Source organism: Flavobacterium sp., assembly GCF_024710485.1.
In the GTDB taxonomy this organism is placed as follows: Bacteria; Bacteroidota; Bacteroidia; order Flavobacteriales; family Flavobacteriaceae; genus Flavobacterium.
Window position 1 is genome coordinate 1 of sequence record NZ_JANJUQ010000044.1, and the last position, 23,284, is coordinate 23,284.

Annotated in this window: 21 protein-coding genes, 1 tRNA gene and 1 pseudogene; 11 read left to right on the forward strand and 12 right to left on the reverse strand. The window is 38.1% G+C overall.

What is annotated here, in order from left to right; genetic code table 11:
• The 3 genes and pseudogenes from Q0M21_RS11380 to aat form a co-directional block, all read left to right on the forward strand.
• A pseudogene (locus Q0M21_RS11380) lies at positions 1–440 on the forward strand (flavin reductase family protein); the annotation flags it as partial.
• Between the two features lie 12 nt (positions 441–452).
• Positions 453–869: a DUF3127 domain-containing protein gene (locus Q0M21_RS11385; protein ID WP_295338305.1), complete on the forward strand. Its 417-nt coding sequence runs from the start codon at positions 453–455 to the stop codon at positions 867–869.
• Between the two features lie 104 nt (positions 870–973).
• The gene (gene aat / locus Q0M21_RS11390; RefSeq protein ID WP_295338306.1) at positions 974–1,609 is read left to right on the forward strand and encodes a leucyl/phenylalanyl-tRNA--protein transferase; all 636 of its coding nucleotides are present in this window, start codon (positions 974–976) and stop codon (positions 1,607–1,609) included.
• A 57-nt stretch (positions 1,610–1,666) separates the two neighbouring features.
• On the opposite strand, the gene Q0M21_RS11395 is transcribed toward aat, so the two are convergent.
• Both Q0M21_RS11395 and Q0M21_RS11400 read right to left on the reverse strand, forming a co-directional pair.
• On the reverse strand, positions 1,667–2,227 hold the full coding sequence (locus Q0M21_RS11395; protein ID WP_295338307.1) for a DNA-3-methyladenine glycosylase I: 561 nt from the start codon (positions 2,225–2,227) through the stop codon (positions 1,667–1,669).
• Positions 2,217–2,867, reverse strand: a complete 651-nt coding sequence (locus tag Q0M21_RS11400; RefSeq protein ID WP_295338308.1) for a queuosine precursor transporter — start codon at positions 2,865–2,867, stop codon at positions 2,217–2,219. The genes Q0M21_RS11395 and Q0M21_RS11400 overlap by 11 nt, the downstream gene beginning before the upstream one ends.
• A 99-nt stretch (positions 2,868–2,966) precedes the next feature.
• Here Q0M21_RS11400 and Q0M21_RS11405 point away from each other — a divergent pair, with 99 nt between their 5' ends.
• Positions 2,967–5,081 (forward strand): M3 family metallopeptidase, encoded by a 2,115-nt coding sequence (locus Q0M21_RS11405; RefSeq protein ID WP_295338309.1) that lies wholly within the window; start codon positions 2,967–2,969, stop codon positions 5,079–5,081.
• A 104-nt stretch (positions 5,082–5,185) separates the two neighbouring features.
• Here the strand turns inward: Q0M21_RS11405 and tsf are convergent, their stop codons facing one another.
• The 4 genes from tsf to rplM form a co-directional block, all read right to left on the reverse strand.
• Positions 5,186–6,148, reverse strand: coding sequence for a translation elongation factor Ts (gene tsf, locus Q0M21_RS11410; RefSeq protein ID WP_295338310.1), 963 nt, complete (start codon positions 6,146–6,148; stop codon positions 5,186–5,188).
• A 120-nt stretch (positions 6,149–6,268) separates the two neighbouring features.
• Positions 6,269–7,075 carry a 30S ribosomal protein S2 gene (gene rpsB / locus Q0M21_RS11415; RefSeq protein ID WP_295338311.1) on the reverse strand — a complete coding sequence of 269 codons (807 nt, stop codon included), beginning with the start codon at positions 7,073–7,075 and terminating at the stop codon, positions 6,269–6,271.
• A gap of 160 nt (positions 7,076–7,235) precedes the next feature.
• Entirely contained in the window at positions 7,236–7,622 is a 387-nt protein-coding gene (gene rpsI, locus Q0M21_RS11420) for a 30S ribosomal protein S9 (protein WP_295338312.1), read from the reverse strand.
• The gene (gene rplM / locus Q0M21_RS11425) at positions 7,622–8,077 is read right to left on the reverse strand and encodes a 50S ribosomal protein L13 (RefSeq protein WP_290875465.1); all 456 of its coding nucleotides are present in this window, start codon (positions 8,075–8,077) and stop codon (positions 7,622–7,624) included. The genes rpsI and rplM overlap by 1 nt, the downstream gene beginning before the upstream one ends.
• A gap of 272 nt (positions 8,078–8,349) precedes the next feature.
• On the opposite strand from rplM, the gene Q0M21_RS11430 reads away from it, so the two are divergent.
• On the forward strand, positions 8,350–9,375 hold the full coding sequence (locus Q0M21_RS11430) for a LacI family DNA-binding transcriptional regulator (RefSeq protein ID WP_295338314.1): 1,026 nt from the start codon (positions 8,350–8,352) through the stop codon (positions 9,373–9,375).
• Positions 9,376–9,407: 32 nt separating this feature from the next.
• On the opposite strand, the gene ribA is transcribed toward Q0M21_RS11430, so the two are convergent.
• The gene (gene ribA, locus Q0M21_RS11435) at positions 9,408–9,995 is read right to left on the reverse strand and encodes a GTP cyclohydrolase II (RefSeq protein ID WP_295338316.1); all 588 of its coding nucleotides are present in this window, start codon (positions 9,993–9,995) and stop codon (positions 9,408–9,410) included.
• Between the two features lie 172 nt (positions 9,996–10,167).
• Between ribA and Q0M21_RS11440 the strand changes: the two genes are divergently transcribed.
• Both Q0M21_RS11440 and Q0M21_RS11445 read left to right on the forward strand, forming a co-directional pair.
• Positions 10,168–10,695 (forward strand): ankyrin repeat domain-containing protein, encoded by a 528-nt coding sequence (locus tag Q0M21_RS11440; protein WP_295338318.1) that lies wholly within the window; start codon positions 10,168–10,170, stop codon positions 10,693–10,695.
• Positions 10,696–10,701: 6 nt separating this feature from the next.
• Positions 10,702–11,460 carry a T9SS type A sorting domain-containing protein gene (locus Q0M21_RS11445; RefSeq protein WP_295338320.1) on the forward strand — a complete coding sequence of 253 codons (759 nt, stop codon included), beginning with the start codon at positions 10,702–10,704 and terminating at the stop codon, positions 11,458–11,460.
• 53 nt (positions 11,461–11,513) lie between these two features.
• Here Q0M21_RS11445 and Q0M21_RS11450 read toward each other — a convergent pair whose 3' ends face one another.
• Both Q0M21_RS11450 and polA read right to left on the reverse strand, forming a co-directional pair.
• Positions 11,514–12,824, reverse strand: a complete 1,311-nt coding sequence (locus Q0M21_RS11450; protein ID WP_295338322.1) for a serine hydrolase — start codon at positions 12,822–12,824, stop codon at positions 11,514–11,516.
• A 24-nt stretch (positions 12,825–12,848) separates the two neighbouring features.
• Positions 12,849–15,707: a DNA polymerase I gene (gene polA / locus Q0M21_RS11455; RefSeq protein WP_295338324.1), complete on the reverse strand. Its 2,859-nt coding sequence runs from the start codon at positions 15,705–15,707 to the stop codon at positions 12,849–12,851.
• A gap of 136 nt (positions 15,708–15,843) precedes the next feature.
• Between polA and Q0M21_RS11460 the strand changes: the two genes are divergently transcribed.
• Both Q0M21_RS11460 and Q0M21_RS11465 read left to right on the forward strand, forming a co-directional pair.
• A complete protein-coding gene (locus Q0M21_RS11460) occupies positions 15,844–17,076 on the forward strand; it encodes a metallophosphoesterase (protein ID WP_295338326.1) in 1,233 nt (410 codons plus the stop codon).
• A 74-nt stretch (positions 17,077–17,150) separates the two neighbouring features.
• Positions 17,151–17,447 carry a co-chaperone YbbN gene (locus tag Q0M21_RS11465; RefSeq protein WP_295338327.1) on the forward strand — a complete coding sequence of 99 codons (297 nt, stop codon included), beginning with the start codon at positions 17,151–17,153 and terminating at the stop codon, positions 17,445–17,447.
• Here the strand turns inward: Q0M21_RS11465 and Q0M21_RS11470 are convergent.
• Both Q0M21_RS11470 and Q0M21_RS11475 read right to left on the reverse strand, forming a co-directional pair.
• Entirely contained in the window at positions 17,444–18,085 is a 642-nt protein-coding gene (locus tag Q0M21_RS11470) for a polysaccharide deacetylase family protein (protein WP_295338329.1), read from the reverse strand. The two genes, Q0M21_RS11465 and Q0M21_RS11470, sit on opposite strands and share 4 nt — an antisense overlap.
• A 68-nt stretch (positions 18,086–18,153) precedes the next feature.
• Positions 18,154–21,432, reverse strand: coding sequence for a DUF2723 domain-containing protein (locus Q0M21_RS11475; RefSeq protein WP_295338332.1), 3,279 nt, complete (start codon positions 21,430–21,432; stop codon positions 18,154–18,156).
• A 224-nt stretch (positions 21,433–21,656) separates the two neighbouring features.
• On the opposite strand from Q0M21_RS11475, the gene Q0M21_RS11480 reads away from it, so the two are divergent.
• Positions 21,657–21,727 (forward strand) — tRNA-Gln (locus Q0M21_RS11480).
• Between the two features lie 91 nt (positions 21,728–21,818).
• Here the strand turns inward: Q0M21_RS11480 and Q0M21_RS11485 are convergent.
• A complete protein-coding gene (locus tag Q0M21_RS11485) occupies positions 21,819–22,643 on the reverse strand; it encodes a universal stress protein (RefSeq protein WP_295338335.1) in 825 nt (274 codons plus the stop codon).
• Between the two features lie 170 nt (positions 22,644–22,813).
• Between Q0M21_RS11485 and rimP the strand changes: the two genes are divergently transcribed.
• On the forward strand, positions 22,814–23,284 hold the full coding sequence (rimP, locus tag Q0M21_RS11490; protein WP_295338451.1) for a ribosome assembly cofactor RimP: 471 nt from the start codon (positions 22,814–22,816) through the stop codon (positions 23,282–23,284).

Consider the following 23,284-nt stretch of genomic DNA (forward strand, 5'->3'; position numbering starts at 1 on the left):
GCAATCAAGGCGGTGCCGGCAATTTGATTATTTGCGAAGTGGTAAAAATCCACATCAACGAGAGTGTTTTAGATGATAAAGGCGCGATAGACCAGAGCAAAATTGACTTGGTTTCCCGTTTGGGCGGCAATTGGTATTCGCGTTCCAATGCCGGTTTGTTTGAAGTGGAAAAACCTTTGGTAACCTTAGGAATCGGCGTGGATTCTATTCCGGATTTTATCAAAAAAAGCCCGATTTTCGACGGGAATGATTTGGGAAAATTAGGAAACGTAGAAGCCTTGCCAACCGAAGAAGAAATTGCTATATTTGTACAACAAAATTTTGCCGTGAAAGGCGTTTTAAGCTCCGATGACGAGCAAAAAATCCACCAAAAAGCAAAAGAATATTTGAATAACAACGAAGTACTCTCCGCCTGGAAAGTGCTTTTAGCAAAACAATAAACTAATTATATTATGGAAGTTATAGGTAAAGTTAAAGTAAATGGTGAAGTGCAATACTTTTTGAATGGAAAAGTTGCTGTTAATGAAGAGGATAAGTCAAAAGCATCATTTAGAAAAAGAGAATTGGTAATTACAACAGAAGAGCAATATCCTCAAATAATTATGATTGAATTTATTCAAGATAAATGTGATTTGTTAAATTCAATTAATGTAGGTGAAAATGTAAAAGTTTCTATTAACTTAGGAGGAAGAGAATGGGTGAATCCGCAAGGGGAGACTAAATATTTTAATTCTATAAAAGGTTGGAGAGTGGAAAAACTACAACCGGAAGCTCCCGCTGCATCCGGAATGGCGCCAATGCCACCGGCCGAAGCATTTGCACCGGCTACGAACTTTAACGAAGAAGAGCACGACGATTTACCTTTTTAATCTTTGATTAAAAAGTAATCAAATAACAAATTTCAAATCCCAAATTCCAAAAATGGTTGTTTGGGATTTTTTATTGGAATTTAAATTATTAGAATTTCTAACAGATGCATTTCCTAACCAAAGACTTATACTTTCCGCCGGTTGACGAAGCTTCCTATGAAGGCATTTTAGCCATCGGTGGTGATTTGTCGACTGAGCGATTGCTGTTGGCGTATCGCAACGGCATATTTCCTTGGTTTAATGAAGACGAACCTATCTTGTGGTGGTCGCCACCGGAACGAATGGTGGTAGTGCCGCAGTTGTACAAGGTGTCAAAGAGCATTCGGAATTTATTGAATCGAAAGCAGTTTGAAGTTACGTTTAACCAAGATTTTGCGTCGGTTATCCGTAACTGTCAACAAATACCACGTAAAGAGCAAGACGGCACTTGGATTACGGAAGATATTATTACTTCATACACCAAATTACACCAAATGGGTTTGGCAAAATCAGTAGAAGTATGGCAAAATGGTGACTTGGTAGGCGGATTGTACGGGGTGGATTTGGGACATGTTTTTTGTGGGGAAAGTATGTTTTCTAAAGTGTCGAATGCGAGTAAGATTGCGTTTGTAACTTTAGTACAATATTTAAAAGACCACAACTATAAATTACTCGATTGCCAAATTCACAATGAGTATTTGGAGCAATTGGGCGCTTTTGAGATTTCACGCGATACTTTTATTAAAGTCCTGAAGAGTTAGTCACAGTTTACAGTCGCAGTTTACAGTCTTTCTGACTACTGTGACTGCGACTGAACACTATTTTCGCTTCCAGCAATCTTCCACGTGATCATTGACCATTCCTGTGGCTTGCATGTGCGCGTAGACTACGGTGGAGCCTACAAACTTAAATCCGCGTTTTTTCAAATCTTTACTAATGGTGTCAGACAGCGGTGTGGTAGCCGGAACATCGGCCAATGTTTTGGGTTGGTTGTCGATAGGTTTTCCGCCGGTAAAATTCCAAATGTAGTTAGAGAAGCTGCCAAATTCTTCCTGAACTTTGATAAAGGCAATGGCATTGGCAATCGTGCCTTGGATTTTGAGTCGGTTTCGAATGATTCCGGTGTCTTTCATTAATTTCTCTACTTCATAGTCATCAAATACGGCTACCGTTTTATAATCAAAATCGGCGAACGCTTTCTTGAAGTTTTCTCTTTTCTTCAAAATGGTGTACCAACTCAGTCCGGCTTGAAAAGTTTCCAAGACTAAAAACTCGAACAATTTGGCGTCGTCGTATACCGGATTTCCCCACTCGGTGTCGTGGTAATGGCGGTATAAATCGTCTTTTTCGCACCAAGTGCAGCGTATTTTATTTTCCATCTTTGGCTATGTATTTTTGGATTAAGTAATGTCCCAAATAGATGAAAGGCGTCATTCCAACGGCGATAAGTAACTTGACTGTATAACCCGTTAATCCCGAAATGATATACGTTTTAGTGTCCATAATACCCGGAATCCAAAAAGCAATCCCTAAAACTATAAAACTGTCAAAAAATTGAGAGATTACGGTAGAACCGGTACTTCTGAGCCAAATCATTTTGTTGCCTGTTCTTCTTTTAACAAAATGAAAGATGGTCACGTCTATCAATTGAGAGGCTAAGAAGGCGATAATACTGCCTAGTATAATTAACTGACTTTGTCCGAACACTGCATTGAACTGTTCCGAAGAGACCGAACTGATTGCGGTAGACGGAATTTGCATCGCAAAATGCAGAATAATAAAGGTGTAAGCGATGAGTCCTGCAGTGATGAAGGAAAGTTTTCGTACGCCTTTTTCTCCGAAGTATTCATTAATCAAATCGGTGGTAACAAATACTATCGGCCAAGGCAGAATACCGATGCTCATTACTGCGGAGCCTACATCGATGAGTTTGCCGCCTATCAGTTCAGCTACAATAGCATTAGTGATGAATATGCCGGCTAAAACAACATAGACGGTGTCTTTTTTTGATTGGAACATACTTGTGCAACTTTTTCTCAAATGTAGTCAATAATAGGCTAAGATTTAAAGTAGTCTTTCATGCAAATTTTAAGTACATTTGAAAAAAGGAGAATCAAAATGAAAAAAATACTATTAACATTGCTTATGAGTGTTCCTGTTGTAACTACTAATGCCCAAACGAATCAAAATCCGTTACTAGCAGATTGGAAAGGTCCTTACGGAGGAGTTCCGGCTTTTGAAACCTACGCTATAAAAGATTTCAAGCCGGCCATCGAAGCTGCTATTGCTGAAAAGTTGAGCGAATATGATAAGATTGCGAACAATTCGAAAGCGCCGACATTTGAAAACACTATCGTCGCCATGGAAAGAGCAGGTAAAAAATTATCCCAAGTAAAGGCAATATTTGATTTGTACAGTTCCAATTTAAACAGTCCGGAGTTTGAGCCGATAGAGACTGCCATGATGCCTAAGTTTTTTGAAACGAATAATAAGATTTACCAAAATGCCAAGCTTTTTAATCGAATAGCAACAGTATATCGTTCGGCTGAAAAGAATAAGTTAACGAAAGAGCAACAGCGCTTGGTATGGTATCACTATGCTAATTTTGTCAGAGAAGGTGCTCAGGCCGATGCCAAAAGTAAAGCGCGTATCGCCGAAGTTAATCAGGAATTGGCAGGGTTGTTTACCAAATTCAGTCAGAATCAATTGGCAGATGAAAGCAATTATTATTTAGTTTTAGAAACCGAGGCCGATTTTGACGGATTGCCATCAGAGTTAAAAAATGCGGCGATAGCGGAAGCCAAAGAACGAAAACTTAACGTTATGGGTTGCATTGCCAATACCCGTTCGTCTGTTGAGCCTTTTTTGACTTTTTCCAACCGAAGAGATTTACGAGAAAAAGCTTTTCAGATTTTTGTGAGTCGTGGCGATAATAATAATGCTAACAACAACAATGAAACGTTGGTAAAAATTCTTAAACTTCGTGCAGAAAAGGCTAAGTTGTTGGGATTTAAAACTTTTGCCGATTGGAGTTTGTCGAATACCATGGCGCAAAAACCGGAAAAAACAATTGATTTAATGATGTCGGTTTGGAATCCGGCTTTAGCCAAAGTAAAGGAAGATGTAGCCGAAATGCAAAAAATGGTTGATGCCGAAGGCGGTACATTTAAAATTGCGCCTTGGGATTATCGCTATTATGCCGAAAAAGTGCGTAAGTCCAAATTTGATGTTGATGCTAACCAGATTAAACCTTATTTGCAATTGGAAAAATTGAGAGAAGGCATGTTTTGGGTAGCCGGTGAAATATTTAATTTAAGCTTTAAACAAGTGAATGATGTACCCGTTTTTCATCCTGATGTACGCGTTTGGGAAGTGTCTGATAAGACTACGGGTAAAGTTGTAGGGTTGTGGTATTTTGATCCTTATGCGCGCAAAGGAAAACGCTCAGGAGCTTGGATGACTGCCTATCGTGAACAAAGCAAAATTAATGGTGATGTGCTGACTTTAGTGTCAAACAATTGCAATTTTATCAAAGGAAATGAAAACGAGCCGATTTTAATTTCTTGGGATGATGCCAGTACCTTGTTTCACGAGTTTGGTCATGCCTTACACGGTTTGTGTTCGAATGTAAACTATCCAACGTTATCGGGAACGAATACTCCACGAGATTATGTGGAATTCCCTTCGCAAATTTTGGAGCGATGGTTGGCTACTCCGGAAGTATTGAACCAGTTCGCCTTACACTATCAAACCGGTATGCCAATGCCGATGTCGTTAGTAGAACGCATTGAAAAAGCTGCTACCTTTAATGAAGGGTTTTCTACCGTAGAAACCATTTCAAGCGCTTTGGTAGACATGAAATTGCATTTATTGGAGAATCCGAATATTGATCCGAAAGTCTTTGAAAAAGAAACTTTGGCCAGTTTGCGTATGCCGTCTGAAATTGTAATGCGCCATCGAATTCCGCAATTCGGGCATATCTTTTCGGGAGATGATTATGCCGCCGGATACTACAGCTATCTATGGGCCGATGTGATTAGTGCCGATGCGACTGAGGCGTTTACTGTAGACGGGAAAGGATTGTATGATAAAGCAGTAGCCAAACGATTGTTAGAACATGTGTTTAGCGTAGGTAATACGGTAGATCCGGAAGAATCGTATAAAATATTCAGAGGGAAAGCTGCTTCGAGTGATGCTTTGATGCGCGCGAGAAGTTTTCCGGTAACAGAATAGAATATTGCCAAAAATCTGAGCATAGTGTTTCTCAAAACAAAAACCCCGATTCTTTATGGAATCGGGGTTTTTATATGTTGAATTAATAATTTTAATTCATAGGATTAACCTAAAGAAACTCTTTTGAAACCTGTAATTTCAACGTTGAAACCTTTTACATAATCCCCTACTTTTTTACTGTCATCTTTGATGAAGTTTTGATCCAATAAGGCTTTCTCTTGGTCTAAAGTAGTGTTGTCAGAGATGAAACGTTGTACTTTACCAGGAATAATTTTATCCCAAATTTGTTCCGGTTTGCCTTCCGCTTTTAATTCTGCTTTAGCATCTTCTTCCGCTTGTTTTAAAACTTCAGGAGTTAATTGAGAGAAAGAGATATATTTAGGAACATTTTTCAATGTTTTTCCTAAACGTTTTGCTTCTTCATTTTCTTTTTCGATTACAGCGATACGAGCAGCCAATTCAGAGGCAACGTAAGCAGGGTCAAAATCTTTGTAAGATAATGTTTCAGCACCCATAGAAGCTACTTGCATAGAGATGTCTTTGGTTAAAACATCAGCGTTGGCAACTGGTGCAGAAATAGCAGTTAGGGCAGCAATTTTATTTACGTGAACATAAGATCCAACGAAAGCGCCTTCTAAGATTTCGAAACCACCGATTTCGATTTTCTCACCGATAACACCGGTTTGCTCGATTAATTTTTCAGCTACAGTGATTCCGTTGAAATCAGAAGCTAAGAATTCTTCTAAAGAAGAGAAGTTGATTGCTCTTTCCACTAATTCTTTAGCCAAAGCAACGAAAGCTTCATTTTTACCTACGAAATCTGTTTCACAGTTTAAAGTAAGGATGGCTCCTTTGGTATTGTCAGCATTGACAAAAGAAACAGCAGCTCCTTCAGAAGACTCACGGTCAGAACGGTTAGCGGCTACTTTTTGTCCTTTTTCTCTAAGGATTTGAATCGCTTTATCGAAATCACCTTCCGCTTCAACTAGCGCTTTTTTACAGTCCATCATTCCGGCACCTGTAGTTTGTCTTAATTTATTTACGTCTGCAGCAGTAATTGTTGACATAATATTTTTTTGTTTTTTTAAATTGAAAACTCTTTTAAAAGTAAATTACGAATTACGAATTTCAAATTACGAGTCATCATAATCCGTAATTTTTAATTCATAATTCGTAATTATTTTGTTTTACTCTTCAGTACTGTTTTCTGTAGCTTCTACTTCAGGAGCTGCTTCTACAGCCGGAGCCGGAGCTGCAACTACTTCTACAGTTTCTTCAGCGTCAGTTTCAGGAGCAGCGTCAGCAGTTCTGTTGGCTAGTCCGTCTTTTACAGCGTCGGTTACTAAAGATAAAATTTTATCAATTGATTTTGAAGCATCATCATTGGCCGGGATAACGTAATCTACTTCACGTGGATCAGAGTTAGTATCAACCATTGCGAAAACTGGAATGTTTAATTTTTGTGCTTCTTTTATTGCGATATGTTCAGCTTTGATATCTACTACGAATAAGGCAGCAGGTAATCTAGACATGTCAGCGATAGAACCTAAGTTCTTCTCTAACTTAGCACGTAAACGATCAACTTGTAATCTTTCTTTTTTAGACAAAGTCATGAAAGTACCGTCTTTTTTCATTTTATCAATAGAAGCCATTTTTTTAACGGCTTTACGGATAGTAACGAAATTGGTCAACATACCACCTGGCCATCTTTCAGTGATGTAAGGCATGTTGCATGCTTGTGCTTTTTCAGATACGATATCTTTTGCTTGTTTTTTGGTAGCTACGAAAAGTATTTTTCTACCGGAAGCAGCGATTTTTTTCAAAGCTTCGTTAGCTTCTTCAATTTTAGCTGCAGTTTTATATAGGTTAATGATGTGAATACCATTACGCTCCATATAAATGTAAGGAGCCATATTTGGGTCCCATTTACGAGTCATGTGTCCGAAGTGAACACCGGCTTCTAATAATTCTTTAACTTCAATTTTGTTTGCCATTGTGTAATAGTTTACGTTCCGTTGGTTAGCAATTTTCAAGTAGCTCTTGCGATGGTCTTGAAAATTTAGATGCTAAACTAATTCCTTTTTCAACAAAAAGAATATCGGCAACTTGTTTTTTAATTTCAATACTAAATGAACGAATAAAACTTCTAATCGATTAACGTTTAGAGAATTGGAATCTCTTACGTGCTTTTTTCTGACCGAATTTTTTACGTTCAACCATTCTTGGATCTCTGGTTAGTAATCCTTCTGGTTTTAGGATAGCTCTGTTTTCAGCTTCTACTTCGCACATTGCGCGAGCGATAGCCATTCTTACAGCTTCTGCTTGTCCTGTAGTACCACCACCATATACATTTACTTTTACGTCAAAGTTCTCAGCGTTGTTTGTCATAGACATTGGCTGTAATACTTTGTACTGTAAAGTAGCTGTTGGGAAGTAGTTGTTGAATTCTCTTTTGTTAACGGTAATTTTTCCTGTTCCTTCCGAAACATAGACACGTGCTACAGCACATTTTCTTCTACCGATTTTGTGAATAACTCCCATTACTTTAAGTCGTTAAGGTTTACGGTTTTCGGTTGTTGAGCAGCATGTTTGTGCTCTGGACCAACATTTACATTCAAATTGCGGAATAATTCGGCGCCTAATTTGTTTTTAGGCAACATTCCTTTTACAGCTTTTTCCACTAATAATGCAGGGTTTTTTTGTTGCATTACTTTAGCAGTCAAGCTTCTTTGTCCTCCTGGGTAACCTGTGTGTCTGATGTACGTTTTGTCATCTAACTTGTTACCAGTCAAGTTGATTTTCTCTGCGTTGATAACAATTACGTTATCTCCACAATCAACGTGCGGTGTATAACTTGGTTTGTATTTACCTCTCAAAAGCATCGCTACTTTTGAAGCTAAACGACCTAAGTTATGACCTTCAGCGTCTACAACAATCCATTGCTTGTCTGCATTGGCCTTGTTTACTGAAACTGTCTTGTAGCTTAATGTGTTCACAATAATTTATTTTAATTAAACATTCCATCCCCAATAAAGGGGTTGCAAAAGTACAATTAAATATGATAAAAGCAAATACCCTTTTTTAAATATTTTGCTAATCTACTGCTTTTTACCTAAAAACCTTGACCGCAATGGACTTAACAGCTGCTTTATAATTTTGAAACTATTGAAAAACACTTCAAAAATCAGATTATTTATTGGGAACTTTCATTCAACGGTTAGAGGTTGCAGCAGAAATTTTACTATTTTTACACTTTAACTCAGAAAAAATGAAGTCGAAAGCCACCTTAAAACAAATTGCCAAAGAGTTAGGCGTGTCAGTTTCCACCGTTTCCAAAGCACTTAACGGAAGTCCCGAAATTAGCGAGCCTACTAAACAACGTGTTCAGGAGTATGCCAAGTTAAAAAATTACAAGCCGAATGTGATTGGTTTGAATCTTAAAAACCGTCGCACCAAAACCATAGGTGTCATCATTCCTAATATATTAAATTCTTTTTTTGCTAAGGTGTTCAGCGGCATTGAAAAAGTGGCCGATGAGAAAGGGTATAAGGTTATCACTTGTATCTCCAATGAATCGTTGGAGAAAGAAATCAATGCGCTCGAAATGTTGAGCAACGGTACTATAGATGGTTTTATTCTTTCTATAGCCGAAGAATCTCAAAAGTTGCAACAGTACAGTCACTTCACTTCCATCATCAACGAAGGCACGCCTATAGTTATGTTTGATCGTATAGCCGATGAAGTCAATTGCGATAAAGTGGTAGTAGATGATTTCGAATCGGCGGTCAATGCTACCGAACATTTGATTAAAACCGGTTGTAAAAAAATTGCTTTGCTTTCGGCGATAGATAATTTAAGTGTTGGTAAGCTCAGAGCTAAAGGTTTTTACAAAGCCTTGGAAGATCACGGAATGAAAGCCGACGAAAACTTAATTATCTTAGCCAATACTAATGAAGAATTTAATGCTAAAATTGGTGGCTTTTTCATCAAAAATAAGCCCGATGGCGTTTTTGCTTTAGACGAGCATGCATCGGTTACGGCCATGAAATTAGCGCTTCAAAACGGCTATAAAGTGCCGCAAGAATTATCATTGATTGGTTTTGCCGATGGTGTTTGGTCACGCCGTATGACGCCAAGTTTGTCTACAGTGAGTCAGCACGGACCGGAAATAGGGGAAGTAGCGGCTAAACTTCTTATCGATAAATTAGAGAGCGAAGCCGAAACATACACCTACACTACTACTGTGATCAATACCGAATTACGACAACGCGATTCTACGAGAAAGTTATTGTAGTTTTTAAAAAAGGATTTTCTTTTAGGTGTTTTTTACAAATCAAGGAAGTGTTTGAAAAATGACTTTTTGGTTTCAAGGTATTTTTTACTTTCCTCAGACGCCTTAATTTCAATGGGTATTCTGCCTTTTAACACAATCGGAGAGTTGTCAAAAACCGACAGTTTTTCGGGATTATTGGTCATTAAATAAACAGAACTCACTTTTAAATCCATCAAAATTTCCAGAGCTTCCTTAAAAGAGCGAGAGTCAGCCGGTAAGCCTAATGCCAGGTTAGCTTCAACCGTATCTTTCCCTTCTTCTTGCAGTTTATATGCTTTTAGTTTATTGATAATGCCAATATTACGACCTTCTTGCCGCAAATAAATTAAGATACCTCCGTTTTCTTCAAAATAAGCCATCGCATTGTGAAGCTGTTTACCGCATTCACATTTTTTGGAATGAAAAATATCACCGGTCAAACATTCGGAGTGAAAGCGAATGGGTATCGTAGTATTGAAATCGGTTTTTTCATGGATTAAAACGATGTGTGGCATCCAATCGTTTTCATCTTCAGAATAGGCAATAATTTTGAAATTCCCCCAATCCGTAGGTAAAATGGTTTCAACTTGGTTTTTCAGCATTTTATAGTTCTTTTTCCAGCAGTACAAAATTAGCCAAAATCTTGGAAAGCCGACTTTAATGTCTATTAAACTTTAGTACAGCTTTTATTTTTAACACAAGATAAAAGAGTAAACATTTTCACGCAACCTATTGCAGATTTTGGTATCATTGCATTATTAATACACTATTTTTATGAAAGTTATCAAATTGATTGTATTGACGTTACTCCTTGGGATGCCATTTTTGTCTAGTGGTCAGCAAGCATTGGATGCCTTTGAAATAGCCCGTAAAGGGACAATAAGTCAAGCCAAGGAAATACTGGAAACCAATCCAAAAGCTTTCAATGTGGTCAATGAAAACGGATTTTCTCCATTAATCTTAGCTTGTTACCGAGGTAATAATGAAGTGGCTAAGTTTATCATTACTCAAGGCGCCGACATCAATGTCAAAAGTGACATGGGTTCAGCATTGATGGCATGCATAGTAAAAGGGAATAATGAAACAGCCCAATTTTTAATTGCTAATAAAGCCGATTTAAATCTTGTTGACAACCAAGGAACAACCGCACTAATGTATGCGGTTCAATTTAAAAACGTACCCATCATTAAACTGTTATTGGCTAATAATGCCAATAAGGATTTGAAAGACAACAAAGGAAAGACGGCCTTTGAATACGCTGTTTTCTCCGGCGATGAAGCAATAATCAACCTTTTAAAATAACCAAATATGAAAAAAATTACACTTTTACTTTTATTGCCTTTTTTAGGTTTTTCCCAATCTAAAGTATCCAATACAGTGTCGGTTTCTAACAGTAATGTTACTATTTTACTAGACAATGACACTCAAACAGCCACTCTAACCTTAGTTGGTCCGTCGGATCGATGGTTAGCAGCACAATTCGGTTCTTTTTCAGGTGGAATGGAAGCCGGTAGCGATGTCGTTTATTATAACGGAACTGTTTTAGTTGACGCAACTCACGGTGGAATCGGTGTGGCTCCAACGGCCGATGCACAGAACAATTGGACTGTTGCGACGAATACAGTTGCTTCAGGTGTCAGAACCATAGTAGCTACCCGACCTTTCAATTCTCCGGACGCGACCGATTATGACTTTAATTATAACAATACTACCATAGGAATTGCTTTAGCACAAGGAAATTCGGCTTCATTTAGTTTGGCTTATCACGGTGCGGCTAACAGAATATCAAATACGGCAGTTCCTTTTACTACTTTGGGCGTTGAAGATTTTTCGCTGAACGCCACTCAAATTTATCCTAATCCGTCCAATGGAGATTTCTCCATTCAACTTAAAACTTCGTTAACCCAAGTTAACATTTACTCACAAACGGGTGCTTTTGTAAAAACCATTAAGGTTGAAGAAAGTGACAGTGCAACAGTTAGCGTAAACGGTTTATCCACCGGTGTTTATTTATTAGAATTGGTCAACAATACGAATAAGGCTTGGAAAAAAGTTATCATAAAATAATTTGGTTTATAATTGTAGTAAAAAAGCCGAAGTCAATTACTTCGGCTTTTTTATTATTCTTTAGTAAACTCAAACTCCATTCCGCCCTGCTTTAATACGAATTTATTATCGCCAAAAATCATTTGAATTCCGGCCGAATCAAAAACAAAATCGCTGTCACTTTTGGCAGTAAGCGGAAACGAACTCTGTCCTGTGGCTTGCGCAGTCAATTGGCCATCATTTTCTGCTATGGTGATTTTTATCGGTATACTTTTAGAACTGTAAGTGCCTACATATTTAGCGAGTAGGGTTTCTGAAACGGCAAAGCCTTTTACATCTGGGAATTGGTAATCCTTTCCGTAATACAAACTCAGCACGCCAATCATAATGTCATTGCGATTGAAATTGTCTCCGTTAACCACTATGGCAAAACCGGTTTTTTCTTCGATGTTATAGCCGGCCGCAGCTCTGAAATTTTCAATGCCGCCGGTATGTCCGTAGAATTTTCGTTCTTCAAATGGAGCAATAACTAAACCTTTACCATAGCCGTCTTTAAAGGTTTTCATTTCTGATAAAGATGCTGCTGAGACGAGTTTACCATTAAAAAGTCCGCTTAGAAACAAATTTAAATCATCAGGAGTTGAGGCAATGGCGCCTGCAGCAAAAGCCAAGGAATTGTTCCATTCCGGTATTTTTTCCCATTGGTTTCCATTAAAAGTAAAGGAAAAGGCTTCGTTTTGGCTTGGATCAATCTTTACTGGGAACGAGGTGTTTTTTAAACCCAACTTTTTAACAATGCGGGAATTCAAGTTCTCGGCAAACGTTTTTTTTGTGATGTCTTCTACAATATAGCCTAATAAATTGTAGTTCGAATTGCTGTATTTGAATTGCGAATCGGGTTCAAATGCCGAGGTATAGCCTTCGATGCGTTTGAGTAAATCGGCTTTTTTGTTTTCGATGTAAATGTATTGCGCTACCGTTGGATCATCGTTCAGGAAATCGGGAATCCCTGTTCTGTGGTGCAATAGCATGGCTATCGTGATTTTATCGGCATTAGCCACTTTCGGATAAAATTGCGATAATTTGGTGTCGAGTGATAGCTTTTTCTCATCTACCAATTGCAGAATCATTGTAGCCGTAAAGGTTTTGGTGATAGAGCCGATTTTGAGTTTGGTTGTATTGTCCAGTTTCTTTCCGCTTGACAGTTCCGCCCAACCATAAGCTTTGGAAAAGACAATTTTATCTTTTTCCAATATAGAAAGCGAACCCATAAACTTGTTATTGGTATATAAAAAGTTTAGTAAGCTGTCAATTTTCTGAAATTTATCGGTTTGGGCAAATGCCGATGATAATCCGAATAGGAATAGTAAGAGCAATTTTTTCATGTTTACAATGGTTTATTTCGATAATTAATGCGCTTCCAGCCAATTTTGGCCTACGCCCATTTCCACTTCTAATGGAACCGACATCGTAAAGGCATTTTCCATTTCGTGTTTGATCATAGGCTTGATTTTTTCCAATTCAGAGTGGTGAACGTCAAACACCAATTCGTCATGAACCTGTAATAACATTTTAGATTTCCAATTTTCAGAGGTCAGTTTTCGGTGGATGTTAATCATCGCCAATTTGATGATGTCGGCGGCACTTCCTTGGATAGGCGCGTTAACTGCATTGCGTTCGGCAGCTCCACGAACCACTGCGTTGGCCGAATTGATGTCTTTTAAATAACGACGGCGGCCCAAAACCGTTTGCACATAACCATGCTGACGGGCAAAATCGACTTGGTCGGACATGTACGATTTCAATTTCGGATAGGTTTTATAGTAAGCTTCAATCAAAGCGGCACTTTCGCTACGGGAAAGCGATGTTTGGTTACTTAATCCAAAAGCAGAAACCCCGTAAATAATTCCGAAGTTTACCGTTTTGGCATTGCTTCGTTGCTCTTTAGTTACGTTTTCTAAAGCTACGTTGAATACTTTGGCGGCAGTGCTGCGGTGAATGTCTTCGTTGTTTCTGAAGGCTTTAATCATGTTTTCTTCACCGGATAAAGCCGCAATAATACGCAGTTCTATTTGAGAGTAATCCGCAGAAAGCAAACTGTAGTTTTCATCTCGAGCAATGAAGGCTTTTCGAATTAATCTGCCTCTCTCGGTGCGAATCGGAATGTTTTGCAAGTTCGGGTTATTGGAGCTCAAACGGCCGGTTGCGGCTACGGTTTGCATATAATCCGTATGAACGCGTTGGGTTTTTGGGTCGACTTGATTCGGCAAGGCCTCAATGTACGTACTTTGGAGTTTGACCATTTGTCGCCACTCTAAAATATCTCTTACGATTTGGTGTTCGTTGGCCAAATAACTTAATACTTCTTCGCCGGTAGCGTATTGACCGGTTTTGGTTTTCTTTTGTTTGGCACCGCCGATTTTGAGTTTATCGAATAAAATGTCACCCAATTGTTTCGGAGATGCTAAATTGAATTTTTCGCCGGCCGTTTCATAGATTTTTTGTTCAAAATCGATGATTTCTTTTTGCATATCGGCTGCCATGGCTTTGAGGAAGTTTACGTCTAAGCGAATGCCTTCGGCCTCCATATCTGCGAGCACCGGAACGAGCGGAATTTCAATCTCATCGAATAGTTTTTTGGTGCCGACTTTCTCCAATATCGGTTGGAAATGTTCTTTAAGTTGCAACGTCACATCAGCATCTTCTGCAGCGTATTCTTTGATGTCTTCCAACGGAACTTCGCGCATCGACAATTGGTTTTTGCCTTTTTTACCAATGAGCGTTTCGATGGATTTGGGGGAATATTTCAAATAGGTTTCGCTCAACACATCCATATTGTGACGCATATCAGGATTGATGAGGTAATGCGCAATCATCGTATCGAAAAGCGGTCCTTTGATTTGAATGTCGTATTTGGCCAGTACTTTAAGGTCGTATTTCATGTTTTGCCCTATTTTTTCGATGGCTTCATTTTCGAAAAACGGCTTGAATTTGAGAGCTAATTGTTGGGCTTCTTCTTGATTTTCAGGAAAAGGAACGTAAAACGCTTCGCCTTTGGACCAAGAGAACGACATGCCGACTAATTCCGCATTTAGCGCGTCAATTCCGGTAGTTTCTGTGTCAAAACATACAGATGATTGATTCATTAAATTCTGCAAAAACAATTTCACACCCAATTCACCTTGGATAATCATGTAGTTGTGTTTGGTGTTTTCCAAGGTTGCGTAATAGGAGTGTTGTTTCGGTTCTCCGGTTGCTTCATCCGAAAAACCAAATAAGTCAAATTGCTCTTCGTTCGTTTTTTTGGCTATTGGTTTCTTAACGGTTTTTTCGGTATTGCCATCGTCATTCCCATTGACTTCAATCTCGTCGTATTCTTTACCGGTGCCGAAGAGTTTGTCGAACTGCGCTTTCATTTGTCGGAACTCCAATTCTTGGAACAAGGCATCGGTTTTTTCCACATCGGGTTTTGATAATTCGAAATCGGTCGCATCGAAAGTTACCGGACAATCCAATAAGATGCGCGCTAATTTTTTAGACAGTATGCCAAGCTCTTTATTTTTTTCGATTTTATCTTTAAGTGCCCCTTTGAGTTTGTCGGTGTTTTCCAAAAGATTTTCCATCGTGCCGAATTCTTTCAGCAATTTTTTCGCAGTGACTTCACCAACGCCCGGGAATCCCGGAATATTATCGGCAGAATCGCCCATCATTCCCAAAAAGTCAATGACTTGTTCCGGTCTTTCAATTTCAAATTTTTCTAAAACTTCAGGTACGCCCCAAATTTCTATGTCGTTGCCCATACGAGCCGGTTTGTACATAAAAATGTTTTCGGAAACCAATTGGGCAAAATCCTTATCGGGAGTAACCATGAACACTTGATAGCCTTCTTTTTCAGCCTGTTTGGCTAAGGTTCCGATTAAATCATCGGCTTCGTAACCCGCTTTTTCCATAATCGGAATGTGCATCGCTTTCAGTAATTCTTGGATATATGGCACGGCAATTTTAATCGCTTCCGGAGTTTCATCGCGATGTGCTTTGTATTCTTGGTACATTTCGTTGCGGTAATCGCTGCCGCCTTTGTCAAAAGCTACTGCTAAATGGTCGGGTTTTTCGCGCTTAATAACATCCATCAAAGAATTCATAAAACCCATAATGGCTGAGGTATCCATGCCTTTAGAATTGATTCTCGGATTTTTAATAAAAGCGTAATAACCGCGGAAAATTAAGGCATAGGCGTCTAAAAGAAAAAGGCGTTTTTGTTGTGACATTGTAGTAAAAAATTATAAAGCGTAAAGGTAACGAAACTTTGTCTTCTGACAGGCAGAAAAAATTTAAGTTAAATTTAGTTAAATCGCGAATAATTATGCCTGCTTTCTTTGTTATTTTGCCTAAAATTTGTGAGACATGTCACGTTGGATTTTCTTTTTCCTTTTTGTAGCCATAGTGGAAGTATATGCTTTTCAGGCACTTAAAACCATCACCAAAACCCGATGGATTTTAGTAGCTTATCAAGTGATTTCTTTGTTGGCTGTACTTTACATTGTTTTTCAATTTACCCAATTTGACCGCAGAGTGGGTCAAAACAGCAAAACGTTAATCACTTTTGGATTGCTGTTATTGTTGTTTATTCCGAAACTGATTTTAACCAGCATCATGTTGTTGGAAGATGTATTCCGTATTTTTTCGGGTACGTTCACCTTCTTTTTTGTAGACAATCAAAAGGAGAGTTTTTTGCCCGACAGAAGGCGTTTTGTGAGTCAGGTTGCTCTGGTGATAGCTGCTATACCTTTTTCCTCATTGCTGTATGGAATGACCAAAGGCAAATACAATTTCAGAGTAATTAGGCAAACCCTTTTCTTTCCCGATTTGCCGGAAGCATTTGACGGGTTTACTATTACTCAGATTTCCGATATTCATAGCGGTAGTTTCGACAATGCCGAGAAAATAAATTATGCGGTTGACTTGATTAACGAGCAAAATGCCGATATGCTTTTGTTTACAGGAGATTTGGTCAATACCCACGCTACGGAAATGCGTCCTTGGATTGATGTTTTTAATCGCATTCAGCCTCACCAATACGGAAAGTTTTCGGTGTTAGGGAATCATGATTACGGCGAATACATTCAGTGGCCAAGTCAAGCAGCCAAAACCCAAAATTTTGAAGACATCAAAGATGTACACCGTCAAATCGGCTTTGATTTGTTGTTGAATCAACATACTAAAATCAAAAAAGGAGACAGTGAAATTGCTGTAGTCGGAGTAGAAAATTGGGGCAAGAACTTTAAACAAGCCGGCGATTTGAACAAAGCATCCGAGGGATTAACCAAAGAAGATTTTAAGATTTTGATGAGTCATGATCCAAGCCATTGGGAATATGAAGTGAAACACGATGACAAACACTATCAATTAACGCTTTCCGGTCACACGCACGGCTTACAGTTTGGTATAGAAATTCCGGGTATCTTTCAATGGAGTCCGGTGCAATACGTTTACAAACAATGGGCCGGTTTATATGAAAATGTGGGGCGCTATATTTATGTGAATCGCGGTTTTGGTTTTCATGCTTATCCGGGACGAGTTGGAATTTGGCCGGAAATCACGGTTTTTGAACTAAAAAAAGGGGAAAAAGTAGCATAATTAGTTAAAAATGCTACATTTGTGGTTTAATAGTTCTTTTTCAACGGTAAAAGAAATAAAAATATTTTGGTTTTATGTCAAAATTTGGAGAATTAATCAACGCTCAAGTACCTGTGTTAATTGACTTTTACACAGAGTGGAACGAATCTTCAGTATCCATGCATCCTGTAATCAGAGATGTTGCTGCAGCGCTTGGTGATAAGGCAAAAGTGATCAAAATTGATGTAGATAAAAATCAGGAGTTGGCCGATGCCTTGCGCATAAAAGGATTACCAACTTTGATGATTTACAAAGACGGTCAAATGGTTTGGAGACAATCAGGGGAATTAGATGCCAATACCATAATAGCTATAGTTCAGGAGCAACTTTAGTTTAGCTTTTCACAAACGAATTCCTTTTTCTTCAGAAATGCCAAAGTTTTTGGTAAAACATATTCAAGGTTTTGCCATGCTTTAACGCTGTCGTGAAATACGATTATACTTCCGCTTTCTATATTGTTTACTACGTTTTCCAGGCATTTTTCGGGAGTAACAGTAGCGTCAAAATCCATACTTATCACATCCCACATAATGATTTTATAGCCTGAATGTCGCAGAGCTTTGGCTTGTGAGGGTTTTATTTTTCCGTAAGGCGGACGAAATAACCTAGTATTTGGTGTTTTTGTATTATAGTTGGCGATTACTTCTGCGCATTTTTCGGTGTTTTCTATATATTCTTCTAAAGAAGTTTGCCAGCCTTTTAAGTGGTTGAAAGTGTGGTTCCCTATGCTGTGATGGTCATCGATTATTTTTTGAAAAATCTCCGGATACTTTTGTATGTTGTCGCCTATGCAAAAGAAGGTGGCTTTGGCATTGAATTGATTTAATTGGTCCAAAACCCATTCAGTTACTTCCGGAATCGGTCCGTCATCAAAAGTTAAGTATACTTTTTTTTCAGTATTAGGAATATCCCAAACATACTTCGGAAAGATAGTTTTGATGAACCGATTCGTTTTAACCCATAAACTCATGGTATAAAAGTAAAAAAAATGTGCCGACGGAACGCATTCTATCGGCACATTTTCAGATTTTAAAACAGTTATTCCAAATCTCTTCCGAAACGGGTAAAGCGTTGTACGTATGAGTTGAATATCGGTTTATTTTTGTTGTAGTATTCCAAATCGTTACGATTTTTCATTACTAATAATAAGCTTCTGTAACGCTCAATGTCAGTGATGATATCTGTGGCAATTCCGTTTTGAATAGACGGTTGAATGCCGGCAAAGTAGGTTAGATTTTGTTTGTATTTGTTCATCAATTTATCTAACAATTCACGTGCTTTCGCTTTTTCGCCTAATTCATAATAAGCAATGGCAAAAGGTTCTAACATGGTATAATATCCATAATAATCCATCGGCATTTTGGTCAGTGCTAAATCGATTATTTTTTTCGCTTTTTCAGTTTTTCCTTCGTTGATAAGCTCTTGGGTTAAGCGCGCCATGTTAGTGCGATAAGAAATACTGTTTTTACGGGTTTCAGGATCGTGGTAAATGGTTGTTAATTCACCGTTACCCCATTGCCATTGGGTTACCAAATCATACATTTTATCACTGTCAATTCGGCCCATATCATAAGGATTTTCTTTGTCGATAGGCGTTTTAATCGGCACTAGTTTGTATACTAAACCGTCCAATTGCAAGTAGTCTTTCATCCACAAATAATCGTCGTCACCAAAACTTCCTCCGGTAAAGTAGATTGGTCTTTCCCAGTTGTTGTTGGCCAAAATATCCAACATCATTAATCGGTTTTTGTATAGTGCACTTCCTTTGATGTCTAAATCAATGAAAGGAACAATAGAATCATTCAAAGCCGGATTGACCACTTTGTTTTTGATGATTGCGTTTTTGTCTACCGGGATTCTGATTTTATTGGTTGGATAGAAATGAATGGTTTGTCCGTTTTGCAAATCAATGGTCGATTGTGGGTTTTTAATGAACTTGATAAAGTCTTTCACATCCCAACGCGCATCGGTTTTCGGAATATGGGCGACATAATCTAATTTGTCACCGACATATTCGCTATGGTCAAATGAAATGGGTAAACCTTTTGCTTCATAAGTTTTGAATTTCATTTGGTCGATGTACCAATCGGTCATAAATAAACTCGTGTTTACAATTTTGACATCGGTTCGGATACCTTCAATTTCTTGTGCGTACCAGAGCGGGAAGGTGTCGTTGTCACCAATAGTGAATAAGATGGCATTAGGTTCACAAGAGTTGAGGTAGTTTTTAGCCATGGCTATGGCCGTATATCGGTTGGAGCGATCGTGGTCGTCCCAATTCTGACTGGCCATTAAAATTGGTGCTGCTAAGAGTGATGCAGCAATGACAATAGGTCCGGCCAATTTCGACTTAATATAATCAGATACAATTTCATAAATCGCATATACGCCGAAGCCTATCCATATAGCGAAAACATAAAATGATCCTACTAGGGCATAGTCGCGTTCTCTGGGTTCGAAAGGTCTTTCATTTAGGAAAACTTTTAGGGCGATACTGGTGAATAAGAACAGCACTAATAATACATAGAAACTTTTAATGTCTCTTTGTGCATGGTACATCAATCCGATTAATCCTAAGATGAACGGTAAGAAATAATAAACGTTTCTGCCTTTGTTATTGACTACATCGTCCGGAAGGTTTTCTTGTGAGCCTTTCCCGAGGTGGATTTCATCAATAAATTTGATGCCGCTGATCCAGTTGCCGTCTAAGTTGTCGTATTTGCCTTGGATGTCGTTTTGTCTTCCTACAAAATTCCATAACAAATAACGACCGTACATGTAACCGAATTGGTATTCGCCCATGAACAATAGGTTATCAGCAGTTGATGGTTTCTCTACAACTAAATAATCACTGTATTTTTTCAGGAAATTTACATAGTCTTCATTGTCGATTTGCTTCTGTGCATAAGCTGTTTTGAAATCGTTGATGTTTTTTTGCATTTCATCTTTCAACTGTGCTACGGCTTGCATGATTTGCTCGTCGCTCAGGCTGTCTAAATCAACCCCGTACTGCGCCAAATCTTCTTCATAAGGATAATTGTGATTCAGCGTAAATTTCGGTGGTCCTGTGAATTGGATGTAATTTTCTATATGATCTGTGCTCCACATTCTTGGTAAAACCGCTTTGTGATTGTCATCAGTATTTTGTTCGGCATTTTTGTAATTGTTTACAATCACATATTTGCCGGTTTTGTAATCTCTTTCGTAGTTAGGAGCTTTGTCTAAGTATGGTTGGTCTTCATCCAATCCGGCAAAAGCATCGGTGTATTGCGGACCATAAAATAATGGATTGACACCGTATTGCTCACGGTTGTAGTAAGCCAAAACTTCGGCTGCATCTGAAGGTTTGTTTTCGTTGATTACCACATTGGCATTGGCTCGAATCGGCAACATCATCCAAGTAGAGAAACCGATTAATACAAAAAGAATACAAAGCAAAGCAGTGTTATAAAACGGATGGCCTTTTTCACGAGTATACTTTAATCCGAAATAGAAGAAGGCAATCACCAACAAAGCGGCAATGATAGTTCCTGAGTTGAAAGGTAATCCTATGCTGTTTACCATGAAAATTTCCATTTTACCAAAGAAGGCCAAGGTATAAGGTAATAACAACTTAAATATAAACAATAAGATGGCTACTATAATAATGTTGGCGATGATAAAACTCTTAACGGTTATTTCTTTGTAATTTTTGAAATAATACAAAAACCCGATAGACGGAATAGTTAACAGCGCCATAAAGTGCACCCCGAAAGAAAGTCCGATTAAAAGGGATATTAACAATAACCAACGATTGCCTCTCGGATTGTGCATATCTTCTTCCCATCGCAAAGCTAGCCAAAACAACAACGCTATAAAAAGGGAAGCCATGGCATATACTTCTGCTTCAGCGGCACTCGCCCAAAAACTATCTGAAAAAGTAAAGGCAAGTGAGCCAACCAAGGAACTTCCCAAAACTACTATGGCTTTATTCTTGTCGAACTCGGTGTAAGAAGACACGATTTTTCTCAACAAGATAGAAGACGACCAATACATGAACAAAATGGTGAAAGCGCTCGAAAAAACTGAAGTCATATTTACCATTAAGGCAATGTGTTCTTTGCTGAATGCGAACATCGAGAAAAAGGCACCGATGATTTGAAATAATGGCGCTCCTGGTGGATGACCTACTTCTAATTTGGCTGCAGTAGAAATGTATTCACCACAATCCCAAAAACTCATAGTGGGTTCAACAGTTAACGAATAAGTGATTAAGGCAATGACAAAGGTTGTCCATCCTAAAAGGGTATTCCACTTGTTGAAGTTAAAATTCATCATAGAAATAGGATATGAGATAGGTTTATTTTTACGCTTACAAAGAAACTATTTTTTTTCACGTGATTTAACCCGCTTTAATAAAAATTTATAAAACAGTTAACGGATTAATTTCAAGTTTATTATGGGTTTGGCAAAGAAAGTAAAACAAAAATTACCTAATTTTTTTTGAGAATTGTTTGTGTAGAAAAAAATTTGTTCTAAATTTGCACTCGCATTAAGCCAATTGGTCTATGGTGTAATGGTAACACTACGGTTTTTGGTGCCGTCTTTCTAGGTTCGAGTCCTAGTAGACCAACGATAAATCCCGCTTCAAGCGGGATTTTTTGTTTTTATTTCATTCATAAAAAAAGCCGCATTAATGCGGCTTTTTGATTTGTATTTTATAACTAAATTTTAAAAGTAACCACCGGTCTTACCGCGTGATTAACTAAATCTTCACTGATGCTGCCGTTAAAGAAATGTGCTAAGCCTTTTCTGCCGTGAGTACTCATTCCGATTAAGTCGGCATCGATACTGTTGGTAAAGTTCAAAACGCCGCTTTCAACGTTTACATCGTTGTAAATATGAGTAGAATATTTGTTGATGTTGAATCCTGCAATGAAAGAATTCATAATTTCATTAGCAATATGAGTTGGTTTGAAGCTGCTAGGTGTGTTTATCATGACCAGGTGTAATTCAGCGTCAAATTTATTAGCAAATTCTACTACTTTGGCAAAAGGTTTTTTAATTTCGTCTGAAAAATCAGAAGCAAAGACAAATTTTTTCACTTCAAAATCTCCGGCTTCTTTTTTGATGATTAATACCGGAATTTCAGAATTTCGGACTACTTTTTCAGCATTCGAACCGATAAACATTTCTTTGAAGCCATTGGCGCCGTGAGAACCCATAACAATCAAATCAACATCATTTTTCTTGCTGATATTCATGATTCCGTCAAAAGCCAATTCAAATTGTATAATTTCAGAAACTTTAATGCCTTCTAAACTCGGGTCGTCCATCAAGTCTTCTAAACGATTGATGGCTGCATTTTTGAAAAGCATAATTTCAGGTAATTCATGTCCGCTACCAATAGCATCGCCTGCTTCACTGGGCAATTCTAACATGTGAAGTAAAAAGATTTCGCCGTTGTTCTTTCGGGCAATTTGAGCCGCAACTTTCAAGGCGTATTTGGCATGTTCTGAGAAGTCGGTTGGGACTAAGATTTTTTTCATAATATAAAAACGTAATTTTTGGATAGGATATTTTAACTCAATAAAGGTATTATTTTTTTTTGATTCGGCAATGATTTTTTGATTTATAAAAAAATAACTATATTTGCGCCGTTATTTACCATACAAATTAAATAATGAGGGAAGCACTGCTTCCCTCTTTTTATACAACAATGACATTTAAAGAAAAAGTTTCAAATTTAATAACAGAAGAATTGGCAAACAATTCCTCTTTGTTTTTGGTAGATTTGAGTGTTTCAGAGAGTTATAAAATTACCGTAACTTTGGATGGAGATCACGGCGTAACTCTACAGGATTGTATTGATGTTAGTCGAGCTGTAGAAAACAACCTTGACCGTGAGGAACAGGATTTTTCATTAGAAGTAGCGTCTGCAGGAGTTTCTTCGCCTTTAAAGTTGGTCCGACAATACAAGAAAAATATTGGTCGCACATTAAAAGTAAAAACTACGACCTCGGAAACTATCGAAGCTAAGTTGGAAGCAGCTAATGAGGAATATATTACTCTTGTTTGGACGGCAAGAGAACCAAAAAAAATAGGGAAAGGGAAGGAAACGGTCGAACACAAACGGGAAATCCCTTATTCAGAAATAAAAGAAGCAATTGTTACAATAATTTTTAATTAA

Bases quoted from the DNA above. Each gene is read 5' to 3' on its own strand.
- Q0M21_RS11385 (WP_295338305.1), top strand. From the start codon at position 453: ATGGAAGTTATAGGTAAAGTTAAAGTAAATGGTGAAGTGCAATACTTT.
- aat (WP_295338306.1), top strand. From the start codon at position 974: ATGCATTTCCTAACCAAAGACTTATACTTTCCGCCGGTTGACGAAGCT.
- Q0M21_RS11395 (WP_295338307.1), bottom strand. From the start codon at position 2,227: ATGGAAAATAAAATACGCTGCACTTGGTGCGAAAAAGACGATTTATAC.
- Q0M21_RS11400 (WP_295338308.1), bottom strand. From the start codon at position 2,867: ATGTTCCAATCAAAAAAAGACACCGTCTATGTTGTTTTAGCCGGCATA.
- Q0M21_RS11405 (WP_295338309.1), top strand. From the start codon at position 2,967: ATGAAAAAAATACTATTAACATTGCTTATGAGTGTTCCTGTTGTAACT.
- tsf (WP_295338310.1), bottom strand. From the start codon at position 6,148: ATGTCAACAATTACTGCTGCAGACGTAAATAAATTAAGACAAACTACA.
- rpsB (WP_295338311.1), bottom strand. From the start codon at position 7,075: ATGGCAAACAAAATTGAAGTTAAAGAATTATTAGAAGCCGGTGTTCAC.
- rpsI (WP_295338312.1), bottom strand. From the start codon at position 7,622: ATGGGAGTTATTCACAAAATCGGTAGAAGAAAATGTGCTGTAGCACGT.
- Q0M21_RS11430 (WP_295338314.1), top strand. From the start codon at position 8,350: ATGAAGTCGAAAGCCACCTTAAAACAAATTGCCAAAGAGTTAGGCGTG.
- ribA (WP_295338316.1), bottom strand. From the start codon at position 9,995: ATGCTGAAAAACCAAGTTGAAACCATTTTACCTACGGATTGGGGGAAT.
- Q0M21_RS11440 (WP_295338318.1), top strand. From the start codon at position 10,168: ATGAAAGTTATCAAATTGATTGTATTGACGTTACTCCTTGGGATGCCA.
- Q0M21_RS11445 (WP_295338320.1), top strand. From the start codon at position 10,702: ATGAAAAAAATTACACTTTTACTTTTATTGCCTTTTTTAGGTTTTTCC.
- Q0M21_RS11450 (WP_295338322.1), bottom strand. From the start codon at position 12,824: ATGAAAAAATTGCTCTTACTATTCCTATTCGGATTATCATCGGCATTT.
- polA (WP_295338324.1), bottom strand. From the start codon at position 15,707: ATGTCACAACAAAAACGCCTTTTTCTTTTAGACGCCTATGCCTTAATT.
- Q0M21_RS11460 (WP_295338326.1), top strand. From the start codon at position 15,844: ATGTCACGTTGGATTTTCTTTTTCCTTTTTGTAGCCATAGTGGAAGTA.
- Q0M21_RS11465 (WP_295338327.1), top strand. From the start codon at position 17,151: ATGTCAAAATTTGGAGAATTAATCAACGCTCAAGTACCTGTGTTAATT.
- Q0M21_RS11470 (WP_295338329.1), bottom strand. From the start codon at position 18,085: ATGAGTTTATGGGTTAAAACGAATCGGTTCATCAAAACTATCTTTCCG.
- Q0M21_RS11475 (WP_295338332.1), bottom strand. From the start codon at position 21,432: ATGATGAATTTTAACTTCAACAAGTGGAATACCCTTTTAGGATGGACA.
- Q0M21_RS11485 (WP_295338335.1), bottom strand. From the start codon at position 22,643: ATGAAAAAAATCTTAGTCCCAACCGACTTCTCAGAACATGCCAAATAC.
- rimP (WP_295338451.1), top strand. From the start codon at position 22,814: ATGACATTTAAAGAAAAAGTTTCAAATTTAATAACAGAAGAATTGGCA.